We start from the raw sequence: 25,212 nt of genomic DNA on the forward strand, positions 1-25,212 counted from the left end.
ACATTTTTATCGCCAAGGAGGCAACATGATTATCCGCCGGGCCCGCTCTACCGACTACCCCGCCATTTTGCAGCTGCAGGGGGAAAACGTGCCGGAAGCGCTCGACGAGCGCCAAAAACGGCAGGGATTTATCGTATCGCGCATGAATGAGGCGCAGCTGACGGCGATCAACCGCGGCATCGGCATACTAGTGGCCGAACAGGAGAACCAACTGGCAGGGTTCGTTTGCCTGATGCCTGCCGACGTGCAACCGCGGCCACCGGTGGTGGATGCGATGCTGGCGACGCTCGCCACGCAGTCCTTCGCCGGGCGGGCGCTGAGTGAGCAGCGGGTGTTTCTCTACGGCCCGGTTTGCCTCGACGCCGCCTGGCGCGGCAAAGGCGTGCTGAAACGCCTCTACGCCGCCGTCAAAGCGCACACCAGTCATGACTACGACGTGGGCGCGCTGTTTATCGACGACGACAATCCGCATTCGTTGGCCGCTCACGTGCAAGGGTTGGGCATGACGGCGCTGGCACCTTTCCACTGTGGGCAGAAAGGCTATCAGCTGGTGGTGTTCGCCACCCGCTGAGCAGGTTTATTCATAGGGGCCGTGCTGCGCATCGAACGGCAGCATAAAGGTGTCCACCACCATCGACAACGGCACATCTATCACCGTGACGTAACGCCAGGGAGTATCGCGCAAATCCCACTGCACGCCGGGATAGTACTGGTGGCCATGCCCCGCGCCGGGCATGGTGCGGCTGATGATGCTGCCGCAACCGGTTAAGACCATCACGCCGGCCGCCACGCAGGCCAGCCGAAGGTAGGAAGAGAGCTTCACGACATTGACTCTGAGCAAAGGGTTGTTTCGCGAGTGAACAACGCATCGGCCGCAGTCTATCACAGTTCCCTTTCTCCACCGGCATCGGCGCGCGTAAGCAAAAGGTAAAAAAAAACGGGGAACGCGCCATGCGCATTCCCCGTTTGAGCGTTGCCGTTCAGCGATTAACGCCGGCCCGTTGGGTGCGCCAGCGGGTTGTGCGGCAACTGCTGATAGTGCTCACGCCAGGCGGCGCCTTCCGGCAACAGCCAAACGCGCTGGTGCAAACGAGCCAACGTAACCGGATCGCTCAGCAGCTCCAGACGTTTGCCCTTCACCAGTTTCTCCGGCCCCAGCTGCAGCGCTTCGTTCACCCGCTCCTCGCGGTTGCGATCGAGCGTCGCACGCAGATGGTGACGCGCCGTCGCCAACGCCGTCGCCAGCGCGTTGAAGGATGGGTTGACCACCGCATGCATAAAGCCGTTGGTCAGCGCGCGGTTGCGGTTGAGATGCAGATATTCTTCCGTCGCCAGCAACTCGCGCGGCGGGTTGTACTCTTCCGGGATCAGGAACAGCTTGGCGCGTTTGCTCTTCATGCCCAGCGTTGCGCGGCTCGACAGCACCGACACGAACGGTGACAGGATCAGCGAGAACACGATCGGCGCTAACCACCACAGGAAGCGCAGATCCAGCCACGCCATGCCGCCGGCCCACACCAGGCCCAGCAACATCTGCGAGCCATGGCGGCGGAACGCTTCACCCCAAGGCGTATCGTCATCGTCACGCTGCGGAGAATTCCACACCACTTCCCAACCGAGGAAGGCGCTCACTACGAACACGGTATGGAACAGCATGCGCACCGGCGCCAGCAGCACCGAGAACAGCATTTCCATCAGCATCGAAATGAACAGGCGGAACGCCCCACCGTACTCTTTCGCGCCCTTGGCCCAGATCAGCACAATACTGAGCAACTTCGGCAGGAACAGCAGCACCAGCGTGGTGGAGAACAGTGCAATCGCCAGCTCGGGCCGCCACTGTGGCCAGACCGGGAACAGCTGCCGCGGCTGCAGGAAGTATTGCGGTTCCATCAGCGTATGCACCACCTGCAATGCGGTGGAGAGCGCCAGGAACATGAACCACAGCGGCGCCGACAGGTAAGACATCACGCCGGTCAGGAACACCGCACGGTGCACCGGGTGCATACCCTTCACCAAGAACAGGCGGAAGTTCATCAGGTTGCCGTGGCACCAGCGGCGGTCGCGTTTCAGCTCGTCCAGCAGGTTTGGTGGCAGCTCTTCGTAACTGCCCGGCAGATCGTAAGCGATCCACACGCCCCAGCCGGCGCGGCGCATCAGCGCCGCTTCAACGAAGTCGTGCGACAAGATTGAACCGGCGAAGGAGCCCTCGCCCGGCAACGGCGCCAGCGCACAGTGCTCGATAAACGGCTTCACGCGGATGATGGCATTATGGCCCCAGTAGTGCGACTCGCCCAACTGCCAAAAATGCAGGCCGGCGGTGAACAACGGCCCGTAAACGCGGGTGGCGAACTGCTGCACGCGCGCATACAGGGTATCCATACCGGACGCCTTCGGCGCCGACTGGATGATGCCGGCGTTCGGGTTGGCTTCCATCAAACGCACCAGCCCGGTGAGGCATTCGCCGCTCATTACGCTGTCGGCATCCAGGATCACCATGTAACTGTACTCACCGCCCCAACGACGGCAGAAGTCGTCGATGTTGCCGCTCTTGCGTTTTACGCGGCGGCGGCGGCGGCGATAGAAGATGCGGCCGTGGCCGTCGACATCGCGGCACAGCTCCATCCACGCCTTTTGCTCCGCCACGCAGATGTCCGGATCGTAGCTGTCGCTCAGCACGTAGATATCGAAGTGTTCCAGCTGACCGGTCGCGGCGACGGACTCATAGGTCGCACGCAGGCCGGCGAACACGCGTTCGACGTCTTCGTTGCAGATCGGCATGATCAGCGCGGTGCGGTGCGCCGGGTTGATCGGCTCATCGCCCTTGATGGTAGAGGAAATACTGTATTTGTCCTTGCCGATCAGCAACTGCAGGAAGCCCATCAGCGCGGTCCAGAAACCGGCCGAGACCCAGCAGAACAGCACGGCGAACAGGATCAGAATGCCGGTTTGCAGCACATACGGCAGCAGTTGCAGGACCGACTGCATCAGATCCTGATCCAACATGGCGATAGGATCGATCAGCGCCCAGCCCTGATAAGGCAGGATGGTTTTCATGTACCAGGTGGCGATGCCGGTCTGCACCAGCATCAGCACCAGCAGCACATAGCGGCGCATGGAGCCGACGACACGCCAGCGGTTCTCGGCCGCGGCTTCCTCTTTGGTGGCGTGCCGATTGTGCGGAGAACGCCCCAGCAGAGAATCCCAGAAGCGCGCCACCGGGTTGGTGCGCCAGGCTTCCGGGAACATGGTGGTGCGTTTGATCGGCGGCGTCGCCTTCAGAATGGCACGCCCTTCGGCGTCGGTATCGAAGTCGTCATCGCTGACCGCATCCGGCCAGGCGTTTTCGATACGCGGTTTGACCGAGGCCAGCGCCACGTCATCCGCCGACAGGCTATTGACGTTGGCGTCGGCGGCGCCCATCTGCCGATGGAGCGCCTCCAGAGCCTGAGCGTCATCCGCCGTTTGAGGGTTGAGCGCCTCTGACCGCTCAGCGGTCAGAGGCAACGCCGCAAGATAATCCTGGGCGGGTTGAGTAGGCTTATTCATTGGCAGGTAGCTGATAGCTCCAGGTTTCCGACAGAGTCTTATCGCCATTGACCAGCGCCGCACGCATTTCTACCGGCTTCTTGTCGTCTTTCACTTTCAGACGCACCGTCAGGCGCCAGCCTTTGGTCACTGGGTTATAGCGGACGTTGTTTTCTACCATTTCACCATTGTCGCCGATGCTGATCTGAGAGGCGACCGGGGTATTGGCATCCAGTCCTTTCAGCACCGGGCCAACGAAGTCGACCAGGAAAGCCACGCTGCCGTCTGGCTCGCGAATCAGGTTGGACTGCTTCACGTCACCGGTCGAACGCATGGTCCGCGCCACATAGGCGATGTCTTGCGAATGCAGCTTGTCTTCATCGCGGGTGAAGTTCAGGCGGTAGCTCAGCGTCAGCGGCTTTTTGGCTTCCGGCAAGGTATCCGGCGTCCAGAACGCGACGATGTTGTCGTTGGTTTCATCCGCCGTCGGGATCTCCACCAGCTCGACCTTGCCTTTGCCCCAGTCGCCCTTCGGTTCGATCCAGGCGCTCGGACGCAGATCGTAACGATCGTCCAGATCTTCATATTCTTTGAAGTTGCGACCGCGCTGCAGCAGACCGAAGCCTTTCGGATTCTCAACGGTATAGGTGCTGACGGACAGGTGTTTAGGATTGTTCAGCGGACGCCAGATCCACTCGCCGTTGCCGGCATGGATAGACAGACCGTTGGAATCGTGCAACGCCGGGCGGTAGTTCAGCGTCGGTGACGGCTGGTTCGGCCCGAACAGGTACATGCTGGTCAGCGGCGCCAGGCCCAGTTTGCCCACCTTGTCGCGCAGGAACACTTTAGACTCGACGTCCACGGTGGTGTCGCGGCCCGGGATCACCGTGAAGCGGTAAGCGCCGGTGGCACGCGGGGAATCCAGCAGCGCGTAGATCACCAGGTGCTTGTCGCCCTGCTTCGGACGTTCAACCCAGAATTCGCGAAAACGCGGGAACTCTTCGCCGGACGGCAAAGCGGTGTCGATAGCCAGGCCGCGAGCGGAAAGCCCGTAAACCTGCCCTTTACCCACCACGCGGAAATAGCTCGCGCCCAGCAGGCTCATGATCTCATCGTTTTTATCGGCGCTGTTGATCGGATAAAGCACCTTGAAGCCGGCAAAACCGAGATTTTTCACCGATTCAGGGTCGTGTTTGACCGAACCGAAGTTGAAGTAATCTGGGCTGTACTTGATCTGTTTTACGCTGGTGGAGGTGACTTCGTTGATTTTCACCGGCGTATCGAAGTACATCCCCTGATGATAAAACTCAAGCTTGAAAGGGGTTTTCAGCTTGCTCCAATAGGCTTTATCGTGATTGAACTGAATCTGCTGATAGTCTGCGAACTTCATCTCGCGGAACTGAGAAGGAAGGTTGCTCTTCGGGGCTTCGAAACCTTTCGCCGCCAGATCCTGCGCCTGCTTGGCGACATCATCAATAGAAAAGGCCCATGCCGGCGAACTGAACAGCGTGAACAATACGGTAGCACCTAACCAACGAACGCTCGCGGCGCGTGGTTGTCCGGATAATATATTAACTAGCACATCCCCCCCTATTCGTGTGCTCAAATCATTTAAATCCATATTAATGGATTACTCAGCTTTCCGACAACATGATAAATGGATGGTTCATGTTTACGGCTCATTGTTTAAGCAGCTGATGGAACACCAGCGTAGCAAGCCGCGCAACAAGACGCTATGGAAAAATGCGGGGGGCTATAGTAGGGTTCCGGATAACAATTTAACGTTTGACGACTTATTAAGCGTGTTAATGAACTCTCGATTAAATCACCAGCGGTAATCTATGACTAAAGGCAGCAAACAGCGCGAGTTTTTCCTCGATTCGATCCGAGCCTATTTGATGTTGCTCGGCATTCCGTTTCACCTCTCCCTGATTTATTCCAGCCACGCCTGGGCGGTGAACAGCGCGTCGCCCTCCTTCTCGCTCACGGTGCTGAACGACTTCATCCACGCTTTCCGCATGCAGGTGTTCTTCGTGATCTCCGGCTACTTCTCCTACATGCTCTACGAGCGCTACGAGCGCCATCAGTGGTTGAAGGTCAGGCTGGAGCGGGTGGCGATCCCGCTGTTGAGCTCCATCCCGCTAATTACGGTGCCGCAATTTTTCATGCTGAAATATTTCACCGATAAATTAAACGGCTGGGACGAGTTTTCTCTCTATCAGAAAATAAATGTAACAGTTTGGGAATTGGTGTCTCATCTGTGGTTCTTATTGACCCTGTCATTGTTGACCTTCGCCTGCTTTTATCTGTTCCGCAAAATCAAGCGTCAAACCCGCGATCCTATTCCACCGTTAATAAACAGAATGCGTGGATTAGGAAATGTCTCACTGTGTTTCTTTATTTATGCGGTATGCTATTCGGCCGCGCACCGTATTATTTTAATTTTCGCGCCGCAGCTATTATCCAATGGCCTGTTCAATTTCGTGGTGATGGAGACGATGTTCTACCTGCCGTTCTTCATCCTCGGCGCCTATGCGTTTAAGTATGTGTGGCTTAAAGAGATTTTTCTGCGTCGTTCGCCGCTGGCGCTGCTCGGCTCGCTGCTGCTGTTTATCGCATATATGCTGAACCAGAAACTGTTGGCGCACAGCAGCTATATGTTCGAGCTGGAAGTGGTGATCAAAACCCTAATGGGGATCCTGATGACCAATGTGGTGTTCTCTTTCGGGCATAACCTGCTGAATTATCACTCGCCGCGCATCACCTATCTGGTCAACGCCTCGCTGTTTATATATCTGGTGCACCACCCGTTGACCCTGATATATGGCGCTTTCGTGACGCCGTATATCGGCAATAACCTGTTGGGATTTTTGCTGGGCCTGCTGTTTGTGTTCTCGCTGGCCTTCGCGTTATATGAGCTGCACAAGCGCATTCCGGTGCTGCGTTTCCTGTTCTCCGGCAAGCCGCAATAACCTTGTCCCCTGTAAACCTGACCGTTCGCAGGGGTTTTCTGTCATATTAACGCCGCGCAGAAAGCCTATACTGGTCGTTTGCATACAGAGCACACATTGCTCAGCCTGGCGTCGCCCGTTAGGGCACAGTGATACGGCAGCATAGATTACCTAGTCGTTATAACTGCAATGCATAAGTAAAAATCCATATCCCTGCCTTACGGTAGTGATTGGGCTCGACACCCCCGAAGGGCTGCGCGATCGTTTAATTCATTCGATGGCGTTAGCTGCATCTCCCTTCCGTCACGACAGAGAGGATTTTGAATGACCGATAAGAACACCCCGGCTCAGGAAGCCGTAGCGGAAAACGCTACCCTGCTGAAGATCCTCGGCAGGCTGCTGTCCGCGCTGGACGCCTCAATCAGCGGCAAAGAACGCAGCGTTTTGGTCGCTGAGCTCTCCAACTTTAATCTCGACGGCATTTCTGAAGCAGAAAGCAAGCTGGCCACCGAGCTGATCAAACGGGCGCTGGAATCGCTCGACCACTAACCCTACCGCGCCTGCAAACCATTAAGCCTGCCTGCGCGGGCTTAATGGTTTTTCCTCCGAGCCGCTCGATCATTGTTGCCACAGCAAAAATACAGCAGCCTGATAATGTTGGATAAAAGGCAGAATTTCCCCTCTTCTCCTCACTTTCTTAGTTTAATCGTACCAAAGGGCAATAATTGATCGATTGTTTTCACAATCAGCCTTGGCGTTTTACCCACTAAACACGTTATCATCGGCACACGCGCAGTGCCCCCTATCCCCAGCCTCAGGAGAGCGAAATTTTGGATGCCAGCACCATTAACAGCTTGTTCGTCATCGGTGCCGTGCTGGTGGGGGCAAGCATTCTGCTCAGCTCATTTTCTTCCCGACTCGGCATTCCGATCCTGGTGATCTTCCTGGCGATCGGCATGCTGGCCGGCGTCGACGGCCCCGGCGGCATCGTCTTCAGCAATTACCCGGTCGCTTATCTGGTCAGTAACCTCGCGTTGGCGGTGATCCTGCTCGACGGCGGCATGCGCACCCGGGTCAGTTCGTTCCGCGTGGCACTGTGGCCAGCACTGTCTCTCGCCACCGTCGGCGTGGTGATCACCGCCGGCCTAACCGGCATGGCCGCCGCCTGGCTGTTCAACCTCGATCTGCTGCAGGGCTTGCTGATCGGTGCCATCATCGGTTCCACCGACGCCGCCGCAGTCTTCTCGTTGCTGGGCGGCAAAGGGTTGAACGAACGCGTCAGCGCTACGCTGGAGATCGAATCCGGCAGCAACGATCCGATGGCGGTATTTCTCACCATCACGCTGATTGCGATGATCGCCGCCGGGGAAACCGCGCTAAGCTGGACCTTCCCGCTGCATCTGATGCAGCAGTTCGGAATGGGCATCGTCTTCGGTCTCGGCGGCGGCTGGCTGCTGCTGACGCTGATCAACCACATCAAGCTGGCGGACGGTCTCTACCCGCTGCTGGCGGTGAGCGGCGGCATTCTTATTTTCGCGCTGACCACGGCGCTGGACGGCAGCGGCATTCTGGCGGTGTACCTGTGCGGCCTGCTGCTGGGCAACCGTCCAATTCGCAACCGTCACGGCATCGTGCAAACCTTCGATGGCCTGGCATGGCTCAGCCAGATCGGCATGTTCCTGGTGCTCGGCCTGCTGCTCAACCCGCATGAGCTGCTGCCGATCGCCATCCCTGCCCTGCTGCTGTCGCTGTGGATGATCCTGTTCGCACGCCCGCTGTCGGTGTTTATCGGCCTGCTGCCGTTCCGCAGCTTTACCCTGCGCGAACGCGGCTTTATTTCCTGGGTTGGCCTGCGCGGCGCGGTACCGGTGATCCTGGCGGTGTTCCCGATGATGGCCGGGCTGCCCAACGCCCAGCTGTTCTTTAACGTGGCGTTCTTCGTGGTGCTGGTCTCCCTGCTGCTGCAAGGCACCACGCTGTCTTTCGCCGCCAAAAAGGCCAAGGTGATCGTGCCGCCGGCGCTGACGCCGATCTCCCGCGTTGGGCTGGACGTGCACCCGGAAAACCAGTGGGAACAGTTTGTGTATCAGCTTTCGGCGGAAAACTGGTGCGTCGGCGCCGCGCTGCGCGAGCTGAAAATGCCGCCCAATACCCGCATCGCCGCCCTGTTCCGCGGCAAAGAGCTGCTGCACCCTAGCGGCAGTACCCGGCTGCGCGAGAACGATATCCTGTGCGTTATCGGCCATGAGCACGATCTGCCGATCCTCGGCAAACTGTTTAGCCAAGCGCCGGCCGTGACGCTCGACGAACGCTTCTTCGGCGACTTTATCCTGCAATCCGACGCCCGTTTAAGCGACATCTCGCAGGTTTATGGCCTCAATCTGCAAGACGATGTCGACGAGCAACAGACGCTGGGGCAGTTCGTCATTCAGCTGATCGGCGGCGAACCGGTGATCGGCGACCAGGTGGAATGGGACGGCCTGACCTGGACCATTGCCGAAATGGAGGGCAATCAGGTCAGCAAGATAGGCGTCAGGATCGTGACCGACTAACGCGGCCGCGTTATCAGATGAGGGAACTTCTGGCCTTAAGAACGTTCTTAATCACTATCATGATGCATGAAGTACGGCGTCGCTGAATTATATCCCTTTGATATAAAAACTTAACAGCGGCGCCCACAGGGATTAAGGGTGTGAACGGCAAGACTCGATTTCTTTCGGTGATGATGCTCATGGCGCTGGGTGTAGCGGCAGCCGATCTCAGCATCGCCGGTTTGGTCCATAGACTTTTAATTGGATAATTTTAACGTGACGCAGCAGGAACAAGAAAAAGACATTCTGGGGAAAATACTGGTGACGGTGTCCGCGCTTTGCCTGATTCTGGTGGCGGCGTTCCTGATCTGGGGATTCGTGCTGGATTGATGCCACGCGACGCTCAGACATAAAAAAAACCGCCGCGGCGGTTTTTTTTATGGGTCAGGCGATCAGATCTTGCAACCTTCGCAGTCCGCTTCGTCTTCGAGGATTTCAGGGACCTCTTTTACCTTCTGCGCCGCTTTTTCTTCGGCTTTCGCCAGTTCGGCATCGATATCAAAATCGAAAATATCATCACTCATCGCTTGGTCCTTATTCTGCTTCATGTTCAAACGCTGAGTATAATCGACAAGCCGCCGGCCGGAAACCTTTCAGTTTGCCGCCGCCAGCTGCGGTGGCTCATCCTGCGGCTTTTTTCCGTATGCCATATCGTACACGTCGTAGAAGTCGATTTCGCCCTTGTTGCCGATGATGACTCGCATCTTCTGTTTCAGCGCGGCGCCGATGGAGGGCTCATCCAGCAATTGCTGCACCGCATAAGGCGACAGCGCGCGCGTGAAGTACCATTCGCCATTGTAGCAAACCCGCAGATCCAGCACCCCGATGTCCTCGAAACGGTACACCGGCCGGATCTCGATCAGCAGCATGGCGAACATGAACAGCACGAAGGCGGTGAAGCCCAGGAAGGCATACACTCCCATGTACGGCACCTGATACATCACGGCGATCACCGCGAAGTAACCGGCGAACATGGCAAGGCACAAATAGCGGTGAGTACGGGCGAATTCGCTGTTGAAGCGCGGCTTGCCGTCACGCCCTTCGCGCCGATTGATCTGCTCAATCTCTTTAACCAAGATGCTTTTAATCGCGTCCATCGTTACAACCTTATGCTGGAAACAGCATTGCCATCAAATCTCGCTGCTAAAAGTAACACAAGTACAGTTTTGCCGGGTAGATCAGTTAGCCAACTTAATGACGGCAACTGTTATAGTTCGGCTTCAGCGCGGCTGAGCGGCCTTGCCTTGCGCAAACATGAACATGCGCTGGGCCACATCGTCGGCCTGCTTGATTTTCTGCTTTTGCGGTTCGTTGCTGCGCTGAATGGCGCGGGCGTAGGCGATTTCATGGGCCTGATCGATCATCGCGATGATCCGATCACGTTCGGTCTTCTCCATATTGCCTAACATGGTGGTGATAATCGCCTGATAAGCGTTGGACGCGGCGGTCAGCGCTTTCTCTCTCGCCTCGAGGGCGGCGACGCGTTGCAAGAGTTCCTGCAGTTGATCGGAGTGAGACATATCGACCTCCTGTTGCCGGGCAGCAAGCCTGCCTGATTACAGTTTAGCAAAGGATCGAAAGAGAAAGAGGAAGGAAAGCCAGCGGTTACGGTAAAGCACACCCGAAAATCCCAACGAGGAGCCGATAGTGCAAATCAACCCGGGTGCGCTTTACGGTAAGCGCGATGAGACGAAGGAAGAAAGCTGGCGCGCTATGCAGGACTCGAACCCGCGTCTATCAATTTTCAAGCCAAAACAAGCCATTATAAAACCAATCACTCTGCCAACTGAGTTAATAGCGCGTTCCTTCGCTTCGGGGCGCCATTATCCATAACAACATTATGGATTCAAGCTTTTTTAGCATAATGCCCTGACTTTACGGATAAATCTTAGGTTATCACCAGCATGATGGCCTTACGGCAGCTCAATAATCGGGTAATCGCCGGCGATGAGCGGCTTGCACAAAATCTTGTAGCCATCGCTGTCGAAATGGCTGGCCGCGCTCTGTAGCTGCTCCGCCTGCGCCAGATCGCCGACCGAGCCCAGATAAAACCAATTGTGGATCACATGGTACTGACGCAGCGTCTCGCCCTGCTCCTCCAGCGCCACGCGCCCGGCGAACGGCCAACAGGCGATGCGTAACTGCTCAAGCGCCGCGCCGAGCCGCAGCGCATGCTCCTGCGCCGACTCCACGCCACAGCAGGCGCCCGCGCACTTGCGCAGGCTGTAGCGGAAACAGGCTCGCCCTGCCGGCAGCTTGTCGATCCCCAGCTTGCCGTAACATAAACGATGCTCATCGGCGATGGCGCGCAGCTTTTCCAGCGCGGCGTGGCGATTGGCAAACAGCCCGTAGAGGTGGGGCGTGACGGCGAAGTCGATCTCTTTGGCGTGAGCAATCGTCACCGCATCTGCCTGCAAGCGCAGCGCGCACAGCTGTTTCGAACGCCGCAGACGTTTGTTGAACAGCGGCTGTTGCTGTTTGATCAATTGCGCCTCCAGCAGCAATGCCCCCAACTCGCCTGCGGTCTCGATAAAGCTGATGCGCCGGGTTTGGCGCAGCATTTTAGCCTCGTCCTGCGCGCGGAAGTGCGCCATCACCCGGCTGCGTATATTGACGCTTTTACCGATGTAAAGCGGCAGGCTCTCGCTTTGACCGTGAAACACATACACGCCCGGCCCTTTGGGCAACGGCGCCAGGCAGGCGCGCAGGTGCTCCGGGTATTGGTAAATGTCGAGTTCTGGCTCGAGGCGGTTTGGCATCATGGCGGTGGTGTTATCCTGCTGATGAATTAATACTGGTTTTTTACCCAGTATAACGCCCAACGCAGCCGGTTGCACACGTGGTGGATAATAACTCGCCGTGATCTTTAGCGGGAAAGCCTTTACTATCCCCTTTCCAGCGGGAAAGCGCCTCACGTTTAGCGCCAGTTCAAGCTGGCGCTGCCATGATGGCAGACTGGAACCGCCGCTTTTATCGTTATGGAAAACCTGGGTATGTCATCACTGAAACTCCCCTCCCGCCGTCTGGCGTTGATCGCCGCCATCGTTTTCATCGCCGTCGCCGTCGCGCTGGCCATTTTTTGGCAACGCCCGCCTCAGCAGGACTACGTTACCGCGCCGGCCCGCCTGGGCGATATCGAAAACGCCGTGCTGGCCACCGGGCGGCTGGATGCCATCGAACGCGTCAACGTCGGCGCCCGCGTCTCCGGCGAAGTCAAATCGCTGAAGGTCAAGCTGGGCGATCGCGTCACCAAAGGGCAACCGATCGCCGACATCGACGATCTGCAACAGCGCAACGATCTGCGCAACGCCGAGGCGGCGCTGAACGTAGTCAAAGCCAATATGTTAGCCAAACAGGCCTTGCTGAAACAGGCGGAGTCGCGTTTTAAACGCCAGCGTCGCATGCTGAACGACGAAGCCAGTTCGCGGGAAGACTTCGAGACCGCCGAAGCCTCGCTCGCCACCACTCGCGCCGATCTGCAGGCGCTCAATGCGCAGTTGGTGCAATCGCAGATCGAAGTCGAAAAGAAAAAAATCGATCTGGGCTATACCCGCGTGGTTGCGCCGATGGACGGCATTGTTATCGCCGTGGTCACGCAGCAGGGACAAACGGTCAACTCCAGCCAAAGTGCACCGACCATCGTCAAGCTGGCGCGGCTGGATATGATGACCATCAAGGCGCAGATCTCCGAAGCCGACATCACCCGCATTTCGCCGGGACAAAAGGCGTACTTCACTATTTTCTCCGATCCGGATAAGCGGTACGACGCCACGCTGCGCACCATCGAGCTGGCACCGGAATCGGTGATGAAAGACGACTCGCTCGCCGGGACCAGCTCTGCTTCCGGCTCCGGCACCTCGAACGCCTCGGTCTATTACAACGCGCTGCTGGACGTGCCCAACCCGGAAAACCGCCTGCGCATCGCCATGACCGCGCAGGTGTCCTTGCTGCTCGGCGACGCGAAGAACACCCTGCTGGTGCCGATCCAGGCGGTGCATAAAATCGATGGCCAAGAGCAGCAGGTGCAGGTGCTGACCCAAGACCAGCGGCTGGAAACGCGCAAAGTGACCACCGGCATCACCAACAACGTCGACATTCAGATCCTCAGCGGCCTGAAAGCCGGTGAAACCGTGGTGCTGTCGCAGCCCGCCGCCAAATCGGCTGAGGATGGCATCTTCCTGTGAACGCGATCATCGAACTAAAAGGCATCAGCCGAACCTACACCAACGGCGGCCAGGCGCTGACGGTGTTGAAAGACATCGATTTGACCATCGCCGCCGGCGAGCTGGTGGCGATCATCGGCGCCTCCGGTTCCGGTAAATCGACGCTGATGAACATCATGGGCTGCCTCGACGTGCCGGATCGCGGCGACTACTACATCAGCGGCCAGAACGCCGCCCACCTGTCGCCGGACGAACTGGCCCGCCTGCGCCGCGAGCATATCGGCTTTATTTTCCAGCGTTACCACCTGATGCCCGATCTCAGCGCGCTGGGCAATGTCGAAATCCCGGCTATCTACGCCAACGCCCGGCGCGATCAGCGGCGGCAGCGGGCGGCGCAATTGCTGGCGCGGTTGGGGCTTGAGGGACGCGAAGACCACAAACCCGGCCAGCTTTCCGGCGGCCAGCAGCAGCGCGTCAGCATCGCCCGTTCGCTGATCAACGGCGGTGAGATCATCCTGGCGGACGAACCGACCGGCGCGCTGGACACCCAATCCGGCCAGGAAGTGCTGGCGATCCTGAGCGAACTGAATCAGCGCGGCCACACCGTGGTGATCGTCACACACGATATGAAAGTGGCGCAACATGCGCAGCGCGTCATCGAACTGCAAGACGGCAAGATCATCGCTGACAGTGGCCGCAAGTCGGCGTCCGGCCCATCGTTGCCGCCGCCGAACCGCAGCCGGCAAAGCGGCTGGCAACGCCTGATCGACCGCACTCGCGAATCGCTGCACATGGCGTTGAAGGCGATGAACGCTCATCGTCTGCGCACCGCGCTGACCATGACCGGCATCATCTTCGGCATCGCCGCCGTGGTCACGGTAGTGGCGCTGGGCGAAGGCGCCAAACAGCGCACGCTGGAAAACCTCAAAGATCTCGGCACGAATGTGGTAAGCATCTATCCGGGCCGCGATTTCTTCGACGACGCCATCGACAGCATCCGCACCCTGGTACCGGCCGATGCCGACGCGCTGGCACAGCAAAGCTTCGTCGACAGCGTCAGCCCGGAAGTAGACGCCTCCGACAGCATCCGTTTTCGCAGCAAATCCGCCACTGCCTCGATCACCGGCGTCGGGCGCGACTATTTCCGCGTTAACGGCGTCGAGCTGTTACAAGGCGTGACTTTCCGCGACGATCGTAATGCGCTGCAGGAAGTGATCATCGACGACAATGCGCGCCAGGCGCTGTTCGGCGATTTCGGCGTCGAGCCGCTCGGCCAGATCGTGTTTCTCGGCTCGGTGCCGGCCCGGGTGATCGGTGTGGCTAAAAGCAATCGCAATTACGCGCCCAATCGCATCACTGTATGGATGCCCTACAGCACTGTCATGTATCGCATGGTAGGCAAACCGACGCTCAGCGGCATCACCGTTCGCCTAAAGGACAATGTCGCCAGCGAATCGGCCGTCACCGCTATCACACAGCTGTTGACCCAGCGCCACGGCGTAAAAGATTTCCGTTTGTACAACTTCGATAAAATCCGAAAGTCCATCGAACGCACGTCAATGACTTTTAGCCTGCTGATCCTGATGGTGGCATCAATCGCGCTGGTGATCGGCAGCCTGGGCGTGATGAACATCATGCTGGTCTCGGTGACCGAACGCACCCACGAAATCGGCGTGCGCATGGCGGTCGGCGCGCGGCGCAGCGACATCATGCAACAGTTCATGATAGAGGCGGTGCTGGTCTGTCTGATCGGCGGCGCATTGGGCATCGCGCTGTCGTTCGCCGCCGGGTCGCTGTTCACCTCGCTGGCGGGCGGTATGTTCACCGCCATCTATTCCTGGCAAGCTGCCGCGACGGCGTTTTTCTGTTCAACTTTAATCGGCATGATCTTCGGTTATCTCCCCGCCCGTAAAGCGGCAAGGATGGATCCGGTCGTTTCATTGGCCAGCGAGTAACCCATGAAAATTTTATCTCCCCTGGCGCTAAGCCTCGTCGCCTTGCTCACCGCCGGCTGCGGCAACGCCCTGAAAAGCGACTACCGGGCGCCGCAGGTCAACTATCCGACGAGCTGGCAGCACGACGCCCACAACGCCGCGCCCACGCCGTTCGACTGGCGCGATTTCCACGATCCTGAGCTCGATCGCTGGCTGCAACAGGTGATGGCGAGCAATAACGATCTGGCCGCCGCCGTACTGCGCGTTTACCGCGCGCAGCTCGAGGCGGAACGCGTCGGCATCAGCACCGCGCCCGGCATCAGCGCCTCATTAGGCAGCGGTATCAATCGCCCGCTGTCCGAGTCCTCCGCGTGGAATAAAACCAGCAACGCGTCGCTCACCACCAGCTATGAAGTCGATCTGTGGGGCAAGCTGGCGCGCCAGCGCGACGCCGCCGAGTGGAGCAGCCAGGCTTCCGTGCAGGATCTGCAGGCGGCGCGCCTGAAACTGTTGGCCGACGCCGCCACCAACTACTGGCGCATCGGTTTTCTCAATCAACAAATCAGCGTCAGCCAGGCGAGCATCGCCTATGCCAAAACGACGCTGCGGCTGGCCAACGCCCGTTATCAGGCCGGCAGCATCTCGGCGCTGGACGTAGTGAACGCGGAACAAAACTTGCTGGCGCAGGAACGCAGCCTGCTGGCGTTACAACACGATCGTCAACAGGCGCTGAACGAGCAGGCGGTGCTGCTGGGCGCGCCATCAGGCCAGGCCACCATCGCGCCCGTGCGCCTGCCGACGACGGCGATGCCGCAGATCAACACCGGCATTCCCGCTAGCGTCCTGAGCCGTCGCCCGGATCTCAGCGCTCAAGAGCTGCGGTTGCGCGCCGCCCTGGCCAACGTCGATGAAAAACGTCTGCAATACTATCCTGCGTTCAGCCTGACCGGTTCACTGGGCGCCAGCAGCGGCGCGCTGCTGGAATTCCTGCGCAACCCGACGGGCAGCCTCGGCGCCGGCCTGACGCTGCCGTTCCTGCAGTGGCGGCAAATGGGCGTGGAGATCAAGATCGCCCGCAACGATTATGAACAGCAAGTTCTGGCCTTCAAGCAGGCGCTGTACAAAGCGATGGGCGATGTGAACAACGCGCTGTCACTGCGCACGCAGCTGCTGGCGCAGGAGACGCAGCTGCGCGCCTCATTGGCGTTGGCGCGTAAATCGGAACGGCTGAACGAGGTGCGTTACCGACAGGGCGCCGTCACCATTACCGACTGGCTGAATGCTCAGGAACAACGCCGTCAGGCGGAACTGTCGGTGGATGAAAACCGCTTCGCGCAGTACCAGAATCTGGCGAAAATCTATCTCGAATTCGGCGGTTCATCGGTACCTTAATCCAAACTGCCTGGCCAGTGGGTCAGGCGTTTTTTTTGACGGCAAACACATCAATTTTTCCTGTTTTATCTCCCGTACTCTCTATACTTAAAACATGAGCAATTAGACGAAAAATCGTCAAATCGCACATTTATTAGACCATTCTCGCACCAAATCGGTGCAAACACTTAAGTTAAACTGCTGGATTTGATCGCCGCAAGATATAACGTTAAGCTATAGATGCAAAATAATTAGTCACCTAAATGACATAACCTCGGCATAAACGACGGTATTTTGTGATCCACATCCCAACTTAAATGTGGATAATGAATCGTCTTGAACCGCGATTCGATTAGCCGATTTGATAACTCGAAAACAACAGTGAACGGAGATTACGCTTTCACGAACAACGAATAATTCATTAAGGGATGATTATATGAAGTTAAGAAAAAAACGACATAAACCGATGCACATTAACGACATCACCATCATCGATGACAGCAAACTCAAGAAGGCGATCACCGCGGCGGCCCTGGGTAACGCGATGGAGTGGTTCGACTTCGGCGTATACGGCTTTGTCGCCTATGCGCTTGGCCAGGTCTTCTTCCCGGGCGCCTCTCCCGGCGTGCAAATGATCGCCGCACTGGCAACCTTCTCCGTGCCCTTCCTGGTGCGTCCACTCGGCGGCCTGTTCTTTGGTGCCATGGGCGATAAGTTCGGTCGCCAGAAGGTTCTCTCGGTCACCATTATCATTATGGCGGTCAGCACCTTCTGTATCGGCCTGATCCCGTCCTATGCATCGATCGGCATCTGGGCCCCGATCCTGCTGCTGCTGGCCAAACTGGCGCAGGGCTTCTCCGTCGGCGGTGAATATTCCGGTGCGGCGATCTTCGTCGCCGAATACTCGCCGGACCGCAAACGCGGCTTTATGGGTAGCTGGCTGGACTTCGGCTCCATCGCCGGCTTTGTGATGGGCGCAGGCGTAGTGGTGCTGATCTCCAGCATCGTCGGCGAAGCCAACTTCCTCGACTGGGGCTGGCGTATCCCGTTCTTCATCGCCGCGCCGCTCGGCCTGATCGGCCTCTACCTGCGCCATGCGCTGGAAGAAACCCCGGCGTTCCAGCAGCACGTGGACAAGATGGAGAAAGAGGATCGCAACGCCATCGAAAATCCGCCAAAGACCTCGTTCAAAGAGATCGCGGCCAAACACTGGAAAAGTTTGCTGGTGTGTGTCGGTATCGTGATTTCCACCAACGTGACTTATTACATGCTGCTGACTTACATGCCGAGCTACCTCTCGCATAACCTGCACTACTCGGAAGATCACGGCGTTCTGATCATCATCGCCATCATGATCGGCATGCTGTTCGTGCAGCCGGTGATCGGCCTGACCAGTGACCGCATCGGCCGTAAGCCGTTCATTATCGGTGGCAGCATCGGCCTGTTGGCGTTGGCGATCCCGTGCTTCATTCTGATCAACAGCAACGTCATCGGCCTGATTTTCGTCGGCCTGCTGGTGCTGGCGGTGCTGCTCAACTCCTTCACTGGGGTGATGGCCTCCATCCTGCCGGCGATGTTCCCGACGCACATCCGTTACAGCGCGCTGGCGATTTCGTTCAACATTTCGGTACTGATCGCTGGTGCGACGCCGACCGTTGCCGCCTGGCTGGTGGAAGCGACCGGCAACCTGTACATGCCGGCCTACTACCTGATGGTCGTTGCGGTGATCGGTCTTATCACCGGTCTGTACATGAAAGAAACCGCCAACAAGCCGCTGCGCGGCGCGACGCCGGCCGCCTCTGACCGCTCCGAGGCAAAAGAGCTGCTGCAGGAAACCTACGACAACATCGAACAGAAAGTCGAGGACATCAACGCGCAGATCGCCGAACTGGAAAAGAAAAAACAGATCCTGATCGACCAGCACCCCAAACTGGACTGATTCGCTCTGACAAGCAAAAAACCACCCATCCGGGTGGTTTTTTTTGCCTGGCGTGCAGAGAGTGGTAACTTGACCCGGCGGATGCCGAAGGAGAGATGAATGAATCAGTTTCAGGAGATGGCGACCTATATCGCCGTGGTCGAGGCCGCCAACATCAGCGCCGCCGCCCGCCGCTTGGGCACCACCAAGTCGGTGGTCAGCAGACGCATCCAGCAGTTGGAGACGCGCCTTGGGACTGTGCTGTTCGAACGCGGGAAAACGCTTGGGCTGACCGACGCCGGCCACCTGTTCTATCAGCGCGCCGTTCTCATATTAAGCGAAGTGAGCGATGCCGAAGAGTCGGTGCGAACACTGCACGGCCAACTGCAGGGCCCGCTGCGGTTAACCGCGCCGATGGCGTTCAGCATCCGCTATCTGGCACCGCTGTTATCCACCTTTATGGCACAGTACCCGAGCCTCAATCTGGACGTGGAGTACAGCGATCGCCTGGCCAATCTAAATCAGGAGAATTTCGATGTCGCCATCCGTATCGGCCCCTTGGCGGATTCCGACCTGATCGCGCAGCGCATCTGCGCCAACCGCCATTTGATTTGCGCCAGCCCAGCCTATCTTGCCCAGAAAGGCACGCCGATGCACCCGCAACACCTGCAACAGCACCAGGGGTTGCTGTATATTCAGCGCGAACCGACCGGCATGCTGCAGCTCCCCATCGAGGGCGAAATCCGGTCGTTTCGTATCGGTAAACGGCTGCGCACCGATAACGCTTTTCACCTGTTGGCGGCGGCTAAAGCCGGTTTGGGCCTCGCCATCCTGCCCGCATTTATCGCCGCCGACGCGATACGCGCAGGGGAACTGCGCATTGTGTTGGCCGCCTATTCACCCGACGGCGGCGACATTTCCGCCGTCTATCGCCGTTCAAAACGCGCATCTCCCAAGATCAAGGCGCTGGTGGACTTTCTGAGTGAACACATTGGCCATACGCCCAGTTGGGAAACCGCACTCTCCTCTTTCCTGACGTCAACCTGAAAGGTTCGCAGAACGCGAACCCGAGGTTCGAATTTCGCCTGCTTGTTGCTTGTGCTTCAGGGTTTTAGTCTGCAGAACACACACTTTCTGCCCGCCCTGGAGACTCTGCCATGAAAGACTTATCACGCCGTCAGCTGATATCAAAAACGCTTGTCGCTTCAGCCGCAGCCACGCTCGACGCTTCCACATCGGTTTCCGCATTATCGGCGCAATCACAACCGGCCCAACGGACCAGAGAGACATCCCCTACTTTCGACGTAGTCATCGTCGGCGGCGGCTCCGCCGGCGCAGTGATGGCGGCTCGCCTCAGCGAAAACCCTGCGCGCCGGGTCCTGCTGTTAGAAGCCGGGCACAGTTACGCGCCCTACGATTATCCGCGCCTCATCGCGGACAGCGACGTCCTCGGCGCCAATGGCAACCCGGAGTTCGAATGGGGATACCGGACAGAACCCGGCTATGTCAGCCACGCGATCGGCGCTATCCGCGGTAAAGTCTTGGGTGGCAGTTCAGGCGTCAACGGTGCCGTGGCGATCCGCGCCCGTCCGGAAGATTTCAACCGCTGGGATCTGCCGGGATGGGGCTATCAGGACCTGCTGCCCGCCTTCAAAAAACTGGAGACTCGTCATGGCCTGCACGACCGCGCAATCCATGGCGATAGCGGCCCTTTTCCCGTCGTGCAACTCACATTGGATGACATCACGCCAATGCAACGCGCTTTCGTCGCCGCCACGCGCGCCAACGGCTATGACGCGATTGACGATTTTGATGGCCCTTCAGCCAATGGCGTCGGCCCCTACCCGATGAATATCGTCAACGGCGTACGCGTTAACACCGGCATGGCCTATCTGGATGAGAAAACCCGCGCCAGAGACAATCTTACCCTCCGTGCAGATACGCTGGTCGACCGCGTGATATTTGACGGGCAGCACGCGATCGGCGTCCGCCTGGCCAGCGGCGAAGAAATCCATGCCGCTGAAGTGATCCTGAGCGCGGGAACCTACGGTAGCGCCGCCGTTTTGATGCGATCCGGCATCGCGCCTGCGCAACAGTCGAAGCGTCTGGGGATCCCCATCGTCGCCGATCTCCCCGTCGGCGAAAACCTGGTCGATCACCCCTTTTATTACAATGCCTACGCCGCCCGCCCCGATGTCATCGGCAGCCAATCGCCGGTTATCGGTGCCAAGCTGTGGACCCACAGCAGCCAGGCGGAACCGGGAGAGCTCGATCTGCACATTACCGCGACGCATCTGTTTCCTCATGACCAAAGCCCTACCGGCGTCGGTTTTGTCTTGGCGGTGGCGCTGACTCGGCCACAATCCACCGGACGAGTCTGGCTGGAAAGCCGCGATCCAGCGGCAGCCCCTCACATTGACCTTAACTTCCTGGCGCAAGAGAGCGACCGCGTTCGCTTGCTGGAGGGGGTTAAACTGGCGCGAAAAATAGGGCAAACCGCTCCGCTGTCTACGCTTATCCACAGCGAGCTTGCGCCCGCTGCAGACAGCGACGAGGCCATTCTTGCCTCGATGGTGGCGACGTTGGATACCTATCATCACCCGACCTCTTCCGCGCCGATGGGAAATGCCGGCGAACCGAAGGCGGTCGTTGACCTTCAGGGCCGCGTACACGGCGTATACGGGCTTCGGGTCGTCGACGCATCCATCTTCCCCGACGTTCCCTCCGTCGCCACTAATGTGACGACGATCGCCACCGCCGAGCATATCGCCCGACACTACGCCTGACCGTTTGGCGGCAAGATAGGCTGTTGAAACCCGGCCGGTCATCCTGATGGCCGGCCTTCGCCATTCCGCAGCGGCACAATCGAAATAACGGCGGCACATTTTATCCTGCCGGGAAACGATGTTACCCTCGTGGCCACCGTCACCTCTGCAAAACATTCTCATGGGCAAAATGGATCTTCCCGTCATCATCGGCATCCTGGTTATGCTAACCCTATGGCTCGGCGCGCTCTTCAACATCGGCGATCTCAGCCTCACCATTTCGCGCCTGTTTCACTGGTTCGAAAGCCAACGTGGATAACCTGGGTTCGCGATAACGCAGGCAGCGAGCAAACATCGGCTATGATTGAAAGACGTTACGTCATTTTCCGAGACTGTCGCGCGCGATAAAGAGGACCGCATCATGACCGACTATGGATTCTACAATCAAATCCTGACCCGGCTGGCCGCCAATCACCCCGGCACGCTGGATGAGAAAACCTACGAACTGTGGAAGCAGAACGCCACCAGCCCGCACGCCTTCGCCGATCCCTTCGCCTATCTCAAAACCAAGGGGCTGATACAGGCCTATGTGATGAGCGACATCGACGAGAACAACTATGATATCGACCCGCATCAAACGCGGATCACCGCCGCCGGCCTTGAATTCATTCGCAACGGCGGGTTTAAATAAGGGGGATACGCGCCAACAAAAAACCGCCAGACGGCGGTTTTTTTACTCTAAAAGCATCCGGACCGGCTCAGGCGGGGAAAGGCCGATAAAAAATGCGCAGCACTTCGTTATCACCCTGGCGTAAAAAACCGCCTTCCGGCTGCCAGCGCAGATCGCGCGCCAGATTGAGATTTTCCCAGCCGACCGCGCCCCCCACGCCGATGCAAAGATTTTTATTGCCTGCGGCAAATCCCGCACCGGTACCGATCATGGCATGCAGCAAACGGGGCGCAGCCGCGTCGCGCAGGGAGAATATGCCGATAAAACATCCCTGCGGCGCGCGCAGCATATCGGCCATAGTGCGGATCTCGGTATCATCCGGGCTAACGAAATGTTTGTATTGCTTATCGAACACCGTCTGCCACAACTGCTTGTATTTCGCCTTGCTGAGCGCGCCAGAACGGTGAGCACAAAGCACCACCGCATCCCAGCACATCTCCCCGCTGAGCGAAAGATACTCTTCCGTATCGGTTTGCGGCTTATCGGCGTAATGCCGTGCAAATTCGGCCGCATTCAAATGCGGCGGCACGGCCTGTTTGGCAACGTCACTCTTGTAGCGCTTGAAATTCAACCAATGCATGGGGACTGTCCTCTTCACCCTCTAGATTAATGAACCTGAAGCCGTGGATGAGACGAGCCATCAAATCCAGAGCGTCGTCGGCGATGGCGGTTTCGTCGTCATTCAGCCCCTGTTCCACCGAGCGCTCAATCGCGTTCATCACCGCCGGAGCGCTGGTTTCTTCCCCCTGCGCCACCACGTCTAATACGGCTTTGCCGATCGCCAGACAAAGCTCATGATCAAACTCAACCTCTTTATACGGCTGCATAACCACCCCGATAAATTTTTACCCAAGAATACTAGACCACAATGGCGTATCGCGCCTGTCATCGTAGCGCAGCAAGGTATGCAGCCGAAGAGAAATGCATCAGGCCCCGGGTTGATAGCCCGAAGCCCGATAAAGGCAGGTTATTGCGGGGCTTGATCGGTAGGACGAATGATAAAACACGTGGCGGTTGCCGAGGCCAGCAGCTTCCCTTCCGCCGTTTTGAGCGTGCCTTCGGCGAAAGCGACATTTTTCGACGCATAGACCAGACGCCCCTCGGCGATCAGATCACTCTCCTTTGGCACCGGGCGCAACATTTTAACCTGCAGATCGACGGTGCCATAACCAATCCCTGCGCCCAGCGTACTGTGCACCGCGCAACCGGTCACCGAGTCCAATACCGTAGCGGCGAAACCGCCATGTACGCCCCCCAACGGATTCAGATGGCGCCCGTCTGCTCGCGCCACAATACGGATATACCCCTCTTCAACCGCGTCCGGTTTCATGGGCACCGTTTCAGCGATTGAAGCCGGTGGAATTTTGCCGGCCATCGCAGCCTGTAATAACGCCAACCCCGTCATTTTTGTCGGATCCATTGCTCTCTCCTCTGGTGGTGAACCGGTTATATAGGAGAGGTCTGACCTCTTGACTTGCTTTTTCGTGCTGATGTCGTCAGCCGCCTGCTCTTCAGATTCTCTGAACGTGACCGCCATCACTCTTTAGAGTTAATAACCACAATTTTTTAGCGCCTTTAGATTTAAAACAACTTTCTGCTGTAAACGCCGCCGGAAACTGAACGCAGTTAAGTTCAACATTATTAAGGCGTATCTATCATGGATTTCTTTCTGCAATTAGCGGTTATATTGGCATGCTTGCTGTATGGGGCGCGTAAGGGCGGCATTGCGCTGGGGTTACTGGGCGGTATCGGTTTGATGATCCTGGTGTTCGGCTTTCACCTGCAGCCCGGCAAACCGCCGGTAGACGTGATGCTGGTGATCATCGCGGTGGTGGCGGCCTCCGCCACCCTGCAGGCCTCAGGCGGGTTGGACGTCATGCTGCAGATCGCCGAGCGGATGCTGCGGCGCAACCCGCGTTATGTCTCGATCATCGCACCGTTCGTCACCTGCATTCTCACGATCCTGTGTGGCACCGGCCATGTGGTCTACACCATCTTGCCAATCATCTATGACGTGGCGATCAAAAATAACATCCGCCCGGAACGGCCGATGGCGGCCAGCTCGATCGGCGCGCAGATGGGCATTATCGCCAGCCCAGTCTCAGTGGCGGTCGTTTCACTGGTGGCGATGCTCAGTAGCTACACCTTCAATGGCCGCCATCTGGAATTCCTCGATCTGCTGTCTATCACCATACCTTCCACCCTGTGCGGCATTCTGGCGATCGGCATCTTCAGTTGGTTCCGCGGCAAAGACCTGGACAAAGATCCCGAGTTCCAGAAATTCATCTCGGTGCCGGAGAACCATCGCTACGTCTATGGCGACGCCGCCACCCTGCTGGACCGGGTATTACCGCGCAGCAACTGGATCGCCATGTGGATTTTCCTCGCCACTATCGCCCTGGTGGCGGTGCTGGGAGCCTTTTCCGACCTTCGGCCCAGCTTCGGTGGCAAGCCGCTCTCCATGGTCCTGGTGATCCAGATGTGTATGCTGATGGCCGGGGCGCTGATCGTCATCATTACCCGCACCAACCCGGCGTCTATCTCTAAAAACGAGGTGTTCCGTTCCGGCATGATCGCCATCGTGGCGGTGTATGGCGTCGCCTGGATGGCGGAAACCATGTTCGGCGCGCACCTGGCGCAGATAGAAGCCACGCTGGGCGTGCTGGTGAAAGAGTACCCTTGGGCCTATGCGCTGATCCTGCTGCTGGTGTCGAAATTCGTCAATTCGCAGGCCGCCGCACTGGCGGCGTTGGTGCCGGTGGCGTTGGCAATCGGCGTCAACCCGGCCTATATCGTCGCTTCGGCGCCGGCCTGCTATGGCTACTATATTTTGCCAACCTACCCCAGCGATCTGGCGGCGATCCAGTTCGACCGCTCCGGCACCACCCGCATCGGCCGCTTCGTGATCAACCACAGCTTTATTCTGCCCGGCCTGATCGGCGTCAGCGTCTCCTGTGTCTTCGGTTGGATCCTCGCCGCGGCGTTCGGTTTCTTATGAGTTGTACTTCGGAGCCCTGCGGGGCTCCCTGCAAGCAGGATGACAATCCATGGGGATAGGGTATGGCAAGAAAGGGCAGAATGCAGGTGTAATGCGAATTCCAGAAACAAAAAAACCGCCTCTCGGCGGTCTACGACATTACTACTTATTGCTTTGATTATTCGGTATTTTTATTCCCTGGTACCCGGGGCGGGACTTGAACCCGCACAGCCATAAGCCGAGGGATTTTAAATCCCTTGTGTCTACCGATTTCACCACCCGGGCTC

Annotated in this window: 24 protein-coding genes and 2 tRNA genes; 14 read left to right on the top strand and 12 right to left on the bottom strand. The window is 58.0% G+C overall.

Annotation, left to right across the window (positions count from 1 at the left end; translation table 11 throughout):
* Positions 1 to 25 precede the first annotated feature (25 nt).
* Positions 26 to 571, top strand: coding sequence for a GNAT family N-acetyltransferase (locus RE418_RS21570; RefSeq protein ID WP_025302387.1), 546 nt, complete (start codon positions 26 to 28; stop codon positions 569 to 571).
* A gap of 6 nt (positions 572 to 577) precedes the next feature.
* Here RE418_RS21570 and RE418_RS21575 read toward each other — a convergent pair whose 3' ends face one another.
* The 3 genes from RE418_RS21575 to mdoG all read right to left on the bottom strand — a co-directional run bounded on the left by RE418_RS21575 (position 578) and on the right by mdoG (position 5,107).
* Positions 578 to 775, bottom strand: coding sequence for a YceK/YidQ family lipoprotein (locus RE418_RS21575; RefSeq protein ID WP_049205154.1), 198 nt, complete (start codon positions 773 to 775; stop codon positions 578 to 580).
* A 212-nt stretch (positions 776 to 987) separates the two neighbouring features.
* Positions 988 to 3,546 carry a glucans biosynthesis glucosyltransferase MdoH gene (mdoH, locus tag RE418_RS21580; protein WP_025302385.1) on the bottom strand — a complete coding sequence of 853 codons (2,559 nt, stop codon included), beginning with the start codon at positions 3,544 to 3,546 and terminating at the stop codon, positions 988 to 990.
* A complete protein-coding gene (gene mdoG / locus RE418_RS21585; RefSeq protein WP_025302384.1) occupies positions 3,539 to 5,107 on the bottom strand; it encodes a glucans biosynthesis protein MdoG in 1,569 nt (522 codons plus the stop codon). Before mdoG ends, mdoH begins: the two co-directional genes overlap by 8 nt.
* Positions 5,108 to 5,366: 259 nt before the next feature.
* Between mdoG and mdoC the strand changes: the two genes are divergently transcribed.
* The 4 genes from mdoC (at position 5,367) to RE418_RS21605 (ending at position 9,397) form a co-directional block, all read left to right on the top strand.
* Positions 5,367 to 6,497 (top strand): glucans biosynthesis protein MdoC, encoded by a 1,131-nt coding sequence (mdoC, locus tag RE418_RS21590; RefSeq protein WP_043141764.1) that lies wholly within the window; start codon positions 5,367 to 5,369, stop codon positions 6,495 to 6,497.
* A gap of 303 nt (positions 6,498 to 6,800) precedes the next feature.
* On the top strand, positions 6,801 to 7,025 hold the full coding sequence (locus tag RE418_RS21595; protein WP_033633376.1) for a hypothetical protein: 225 nt from the start codon (positions 6,801 to 6,803) through the stop codon (positions 7,023 to 7,025).
* Positions 7,026 to 7,306: 281 nt separating this feature from the next.
* Positions 7,307 to 9,028: a potassium/proton antiporter gene (locus RE418_RS21600; RefSeq protein WP_004927894.1), complete on the top strand. Its 1,722-nt coding sequence runs from the start codon at positions 7,307 to 7,309 to the stop codon at positions 9,026 to 9,028.
* 240 nt (positions 9,029 to 9,268) lie between these two features.
* Positions 9,269 to 9,397, top strand: a complete 129-nt coding sequence (locus RE418_RS21605) for a hypothetical protein (protein WP_016928228.1) — start codon at positions 9,269 to 9,271, stop codon at positions 9,395 to 9,397.
* Between the two features lie 62 nt (positions 9,398 to 9,459).
* On the opposite strand, the gene RE418_RS21610 is transcribed toward RE418_RS21605, so the two are convergent.
* The 5 genes from RE418_RS21610 to cho form a co-directional block, all read right to left on the bottom strand.
* Positions 9,460 to 9,591: a hypothetical protein gene (locus tag RE418_RS21610; RefSeq protein WP_256376330.1), complete on the bottom strand. Its 132-nt coding sequence runs from the start codon at positions 9,589 to 9,591 to the stop codon at positions 9,460 to 9,462.
* Between the two features lie 69 nt (positions 9,592 to 9,660).
* A complete protein-coding gene (locus RE418_RS21615; RefSeq protein ID WP_043141770.1) occupies positions 9,661 to 10,164 on the bottom strand; it encodes a YlaC family protein in 504 nt (167 codons plus the stop codon).
* A gap of 123 nt (positions 10,165 to 10,287) precedes the next feature.
* A complete protein-coding gene (locus tag RE418_RS21620) occupies positions 10,288 to 10,587 on the bottom strand; it encodes a sigma-S stabilization anti-adapter protein IraP (protein ID WP_025302380.1) in 300 nt (99 codons plus the stop codon).
* Between the two features lie 184 nt (positions 10,588 to 10,771).
* Positions 10,772 to 10,868, bottom strand: a tRNA-OTHER gene (locus RE418_RS21625).
* 112 nt (positions 10,869 to 10,980) lie between these two features.
* Positions 10,981 to 11,829 carry an excinuclease Cho gene (gene cho, locus RE418_RS21630; RefSeq protein ID WP_049205152.1) on the bottom strand — a complete coding sequence of 283 codons (849 nt, stop codon included), beginning with the start codon at positions 11,827 to 11,829 and terminating at the stop codon, positions 10,981 to 10,983.
* Between the two features lie 216 nt (positions 11,830 to 12,045).
* Between cho and RE418_RS21635 the strand changes: the two genes are divergently transcribed.
* The 8 genes from RE418_RS21635 (at position 12,046) to RE418_RS21670 (ending at position 21,909) form a co-directional block, all read left to right on the top strand.
* Positions 12,046 to 13,251 (top strand): efflux RND transporter periplasmic adaptor subunit, encoded by a 1,206-nt coding sequence (locus RE418_RS21635; RefSeq protein ID WP_080271250.1) that lies wholly within the window; start codon positions 12,046 to 12,048, stop codon positions 13,249 to 13,251.
* On the top strand, positions 13,248 to 15,185 hold the full coding sequence (locus tag RE418_RS21640; RefSeq protein ID WP_033642649.1) for a MacB family efflux pump subunit: 1,938 nt from the start codon (positions 13,248 to 13,250) through the stop codon (positions 15,183 to 15,185). Before RE418_RS21635 ends, RE418_RS21640 begins: the two co-directional genes overlap by 4 nt.
* A gap of 3 nt (positions 15,186 to 15,188) precedes the next feature.
* Entirely contained in the window at positions 15,189 to 16,556 is a 1,368-nt protein-coding gene (locus RE418_RS21645) for a TolC family protein (RefSeq protein ID WP_038629170.1), read from the top strand.
* 415 nt (positions 16,557 to 16,971) lie between these two features.
* Complete coding sequence (gene proP, locus RE418_RS21650) at positions 16,972 to 18,474, top strand: glycine betaine/L-proline transporter ProP (protein ID WP_025302375.1); 1,503 nt, start codon at positions 16,972 to 16,974, stop codon at positions 18,472 to 18,474.
* Positions 18,475 to 18,573: 99 nt separating this feature from the next.
* Positions 18,574 to 19,500 carry a LysR family transcriptional regulator gene (locus RE418_RS21655; RefSeq protein ID WP_025302374.1) on the top strand — a complete coding sequence of 309 codons (927 nt, stop codon included), beginning with the start codon at positions 18,574 to 18,576 and terminating at the stop codon, positions 19,498 to 19,500.
* Positions 19,501 to 19,610: 110 nt separating this feature from the next.
* Positions 19,611 to 21,239 carry a GMC family oxidoreductase gene (locus RE418_RS21660; protein ID WP_089180762.1) on the top strand — a complete coding sequence of 543 codons (1,629 nt, stop codon included), beginning with the start codon at positions 19,611 to 19,613 and terminating at the stop codon, positions 21,237 to 21,239.
* Between the two features lie 160 nt (positions 21,240 to 21,399).
* Complete coding sequence (locus RE418_RS21665; protein ID WP_162472583.1) at positions 21,400 to 21,537, top strand: hypothetical protein; 138 nt, start codon at positions 21,400 to 21,402, stop codon at positions 21,535 to 21,537.
* Between the two features lie 102 nt (positions 21,538 to 21,639).
* Positions 21,640 to 21,909 carry a hypothetical protein gene (locus tag RE418_RS21670; RefSeq protein ID WP_089181672.1) on the top strand — a complete coding sequence of 90 codons (270 nt, stop codon included), beginning with the start codon at positions 21,640 to 21,642 and terminating at the stop codon, positions 21,907 to 21,909.
* Positions 21,910 to 21,976: 67 nt separating this feature from the next.
* Here the strand turns inward: RE418_RS21670 and RE418_RS21675 are convergent, their stop codons facing one another.
* From RE418_RS21675 to RE418_RS21685, 3 genes are all read right to left on the bottom strand, one after another.
* Positions 21,977 to 22,528: a hypothetical protein gene (locus RE418_RS21675; protein ID WP_025302370.1), complete on the bottom strand. Its 552-nt coding sequence runs from the start codon at positions 22,526 to 22,528 to the stop codon at positions 21,977 to 21,979.
* Complete coding sequence (locus tag RE418_RS21680) at positions 22,494 to 22,775, bottom strand: hypothetical protein (RefSeq protein WP_025302369.1); 282 nt, start codon at positions 22,773 to 22,775, stop codon at positions 22,494 to 22,496. The genes RE418_RS21675 and RE418_RS21680 overlap by 35 nt, the downstream gene beginning before the upstream one ends.
* 140 nt (positions 22,776 to 22,915) lie before the next feature.
* Positions 22,916 to 23,485 (bottom strand): PaaI family thioesterase, encoded by a 570-nt coding sequence (locus RE418_RS21685; protein WP_226905742.1) that lies wholly within the window; start codon positions 23,483 to 23,485, stop codon positions 22,916 to 22,918.
* A 120-nt stretch (positions 23,486 to 23,605) separates the two neighbouring features.
* On the opposite strand from RE418_RS21685, the gene RE418_RS21690 reads away from it, so the two are divergent.
* On the top strand, positions 23,606 to 24,946 hold the full coding sequence (locus RE418_RS21690) for an anaerobic C4-dicarboxylate transporter (RefSeq protein WP_025302367.1): 1,341 nt from the start codon (positions 23,606 to 23,608) through the stop codon (positions 24,944 to 24,946).
* Positions 24,947 to 25,124: 178 nt separating this feature from the next.
* Here RE418_RS21690 and RE418_RS21695 read toward each other — a convergent pair.
* Positions 25,125 to 25,210, bottom strand: a tRNA-Leu gene (locus RE418_RS21695).
* Positions 25,211 to 25,212 lie beyond the last annotated feature (2 nt).

It is taken from the genome of Serratia sp. szju (genome assembly GCF_044594185.1).
GTDB lineage: Bacteria > Pseudomonadota > Gammaproteobacteria > Enterobacterales > Enterobacteriaceae > Serratia > Serratia bockelmannii.

Excerpts from the sequence above, each read along its gene's own strand:
- RE418_RS21570 (WP_025302387.1), top strand. The coding sequence starts at position 26 with ATGATTATCCGCCGGGCCCGCTCTACCGACTACCCCGCCATTTTGCAG.
- RE418_RS21635 (WP_080271250.1), top strand. The coding sequence starts at position 12,046 with ATGGAAAACCTGGGTATGTCATCACTGAAACTCCCCTCCCGCCGTCTG.
- RE418_RS21615 (WP_043141770.1), bottom strand. The coding sequence starts at position 10,164 with ATGGACGCGATTAAAAGCATCTTGGTTAAAGAGATTGAGCAGATCAAT.
- RE418_RS21660 (WP_089180762.1), top strand. The coding sequence starts at position 19,611 with ATGAAAGACTTATCACGCCGTCAGCTGATATCAAAAACGCTTGTCGCT.
- RE418_RS21685 (WP_226905742.1), bottom strand. The coding sequence starts at position 23,485 with ATGGCGGTCACGTTCAGAGAATCTGAAGAGCAGGCGGCTGACGACATC.
- RE418_RS21680 (WP_025302369.1), bottom strand. The coding sequence starts at position 22,775 with ATGCAGCCGTATAAAGAGGTTGAGTTTGATCATGAGCTTTGTCTGGCG.
- RE418_RS21610 (WP_256376330.1), bottom strand. The coding sequence starts at position 9,591 with ATGAGTGATGATATTTTCGATTTTGATATCGATGCCGAACTGGCGAAA.
- RE418_RS21595 (WP_033633376.1), top strand. The coding sequence starts at position 6,801 with ATGACCGATAAGAACACCCCGGCTCAGGAAGCCGTAGCGGAAAACGCT.
- RE418_RS21675 (WP_025302370.1), bottom strand. The coding sequence starts at position 22,528 with ATGCATTGGTTGAATTTCAAGCGCTACAAGAGTGACGTTGCCAAACAG.
- cho (WP_049205152.1), bottom strand. The coding sequence starts at position 11,829 with ATGATGCCAAACCGCCTCGAGCCAGAACTCGACATTTACCAATACCCG.
- RE418_RS21620 (WP_025302380.1), bottom strand. The coding sequence starts at position 10,587 with ATGTCTCACTCCGATCAACTGCAGGAACTCTTGCAACGCGTCGCCGCC.
- RE418_RS21655 (WP_025302374.1), top strand. The coding sequence starts at position 18,574 with ATGAATCAGTTTCAGGAGATGGCGACCTATATCGCCGTGGTCGAGGCC.
- RE418_RS21575 (WP_049205154.1), bottom strand. The coding sequence starts at position 775 with ATGGTCTTAACCGGTTGCGGCAGCATCATCAGCCGCACCATGCCCGGC.
- mdoC (WP_043141764.1), top strand. The coding sequence starts at position 5,367 with ATGACTAAAGGCAGCAAACAGCGCGAGTTTTTCCTCGATTCGATCCGA.
- proP (WP_025302375.1), top strand. The coding sequence starts at position 16,972 with ATGAAGTTAAGAAAAAAACGACATAAACCGATGCACATTAACGACATC.
- RE418_RS21690 (WP_025302367.1), top strand. The coding sequence starts at position 23,606 with ATGGATTTCTTTCTGCAATTAGCGGTTATATTGGCATGCTTGCTGTAT.
- mdoH (WP_025302385.1), bottom strand. The coding sequence starts at position 3,546 with ATGAATAAGCCTACTCAACCCGCCCAGGATTATCTTGCGGCGTTGCCT.
- RE418_RS21645 (WP_038629170.1), top strand. The coding sequence starts at position 15,189 with ATGAAAATTTTATCTCCCCTGGCGCTAAGCCTCGTCGCCTTGCTCACC.
- RE418_RS21665 (WP_162472583.1), top strand. The coding sequence starts at position 21,400 with ATGGGCAAAATGGATCTTCCCGTCATCATCGGCATCCTGGTTATGCTA.
- RE418_RS21670 (WP_089181672.1), top strand. The coding sequence starts at position 21,640 with ATGACCGACTATGGATTCTACAATCAAATCCTGACCCGGCTGGCCGCC.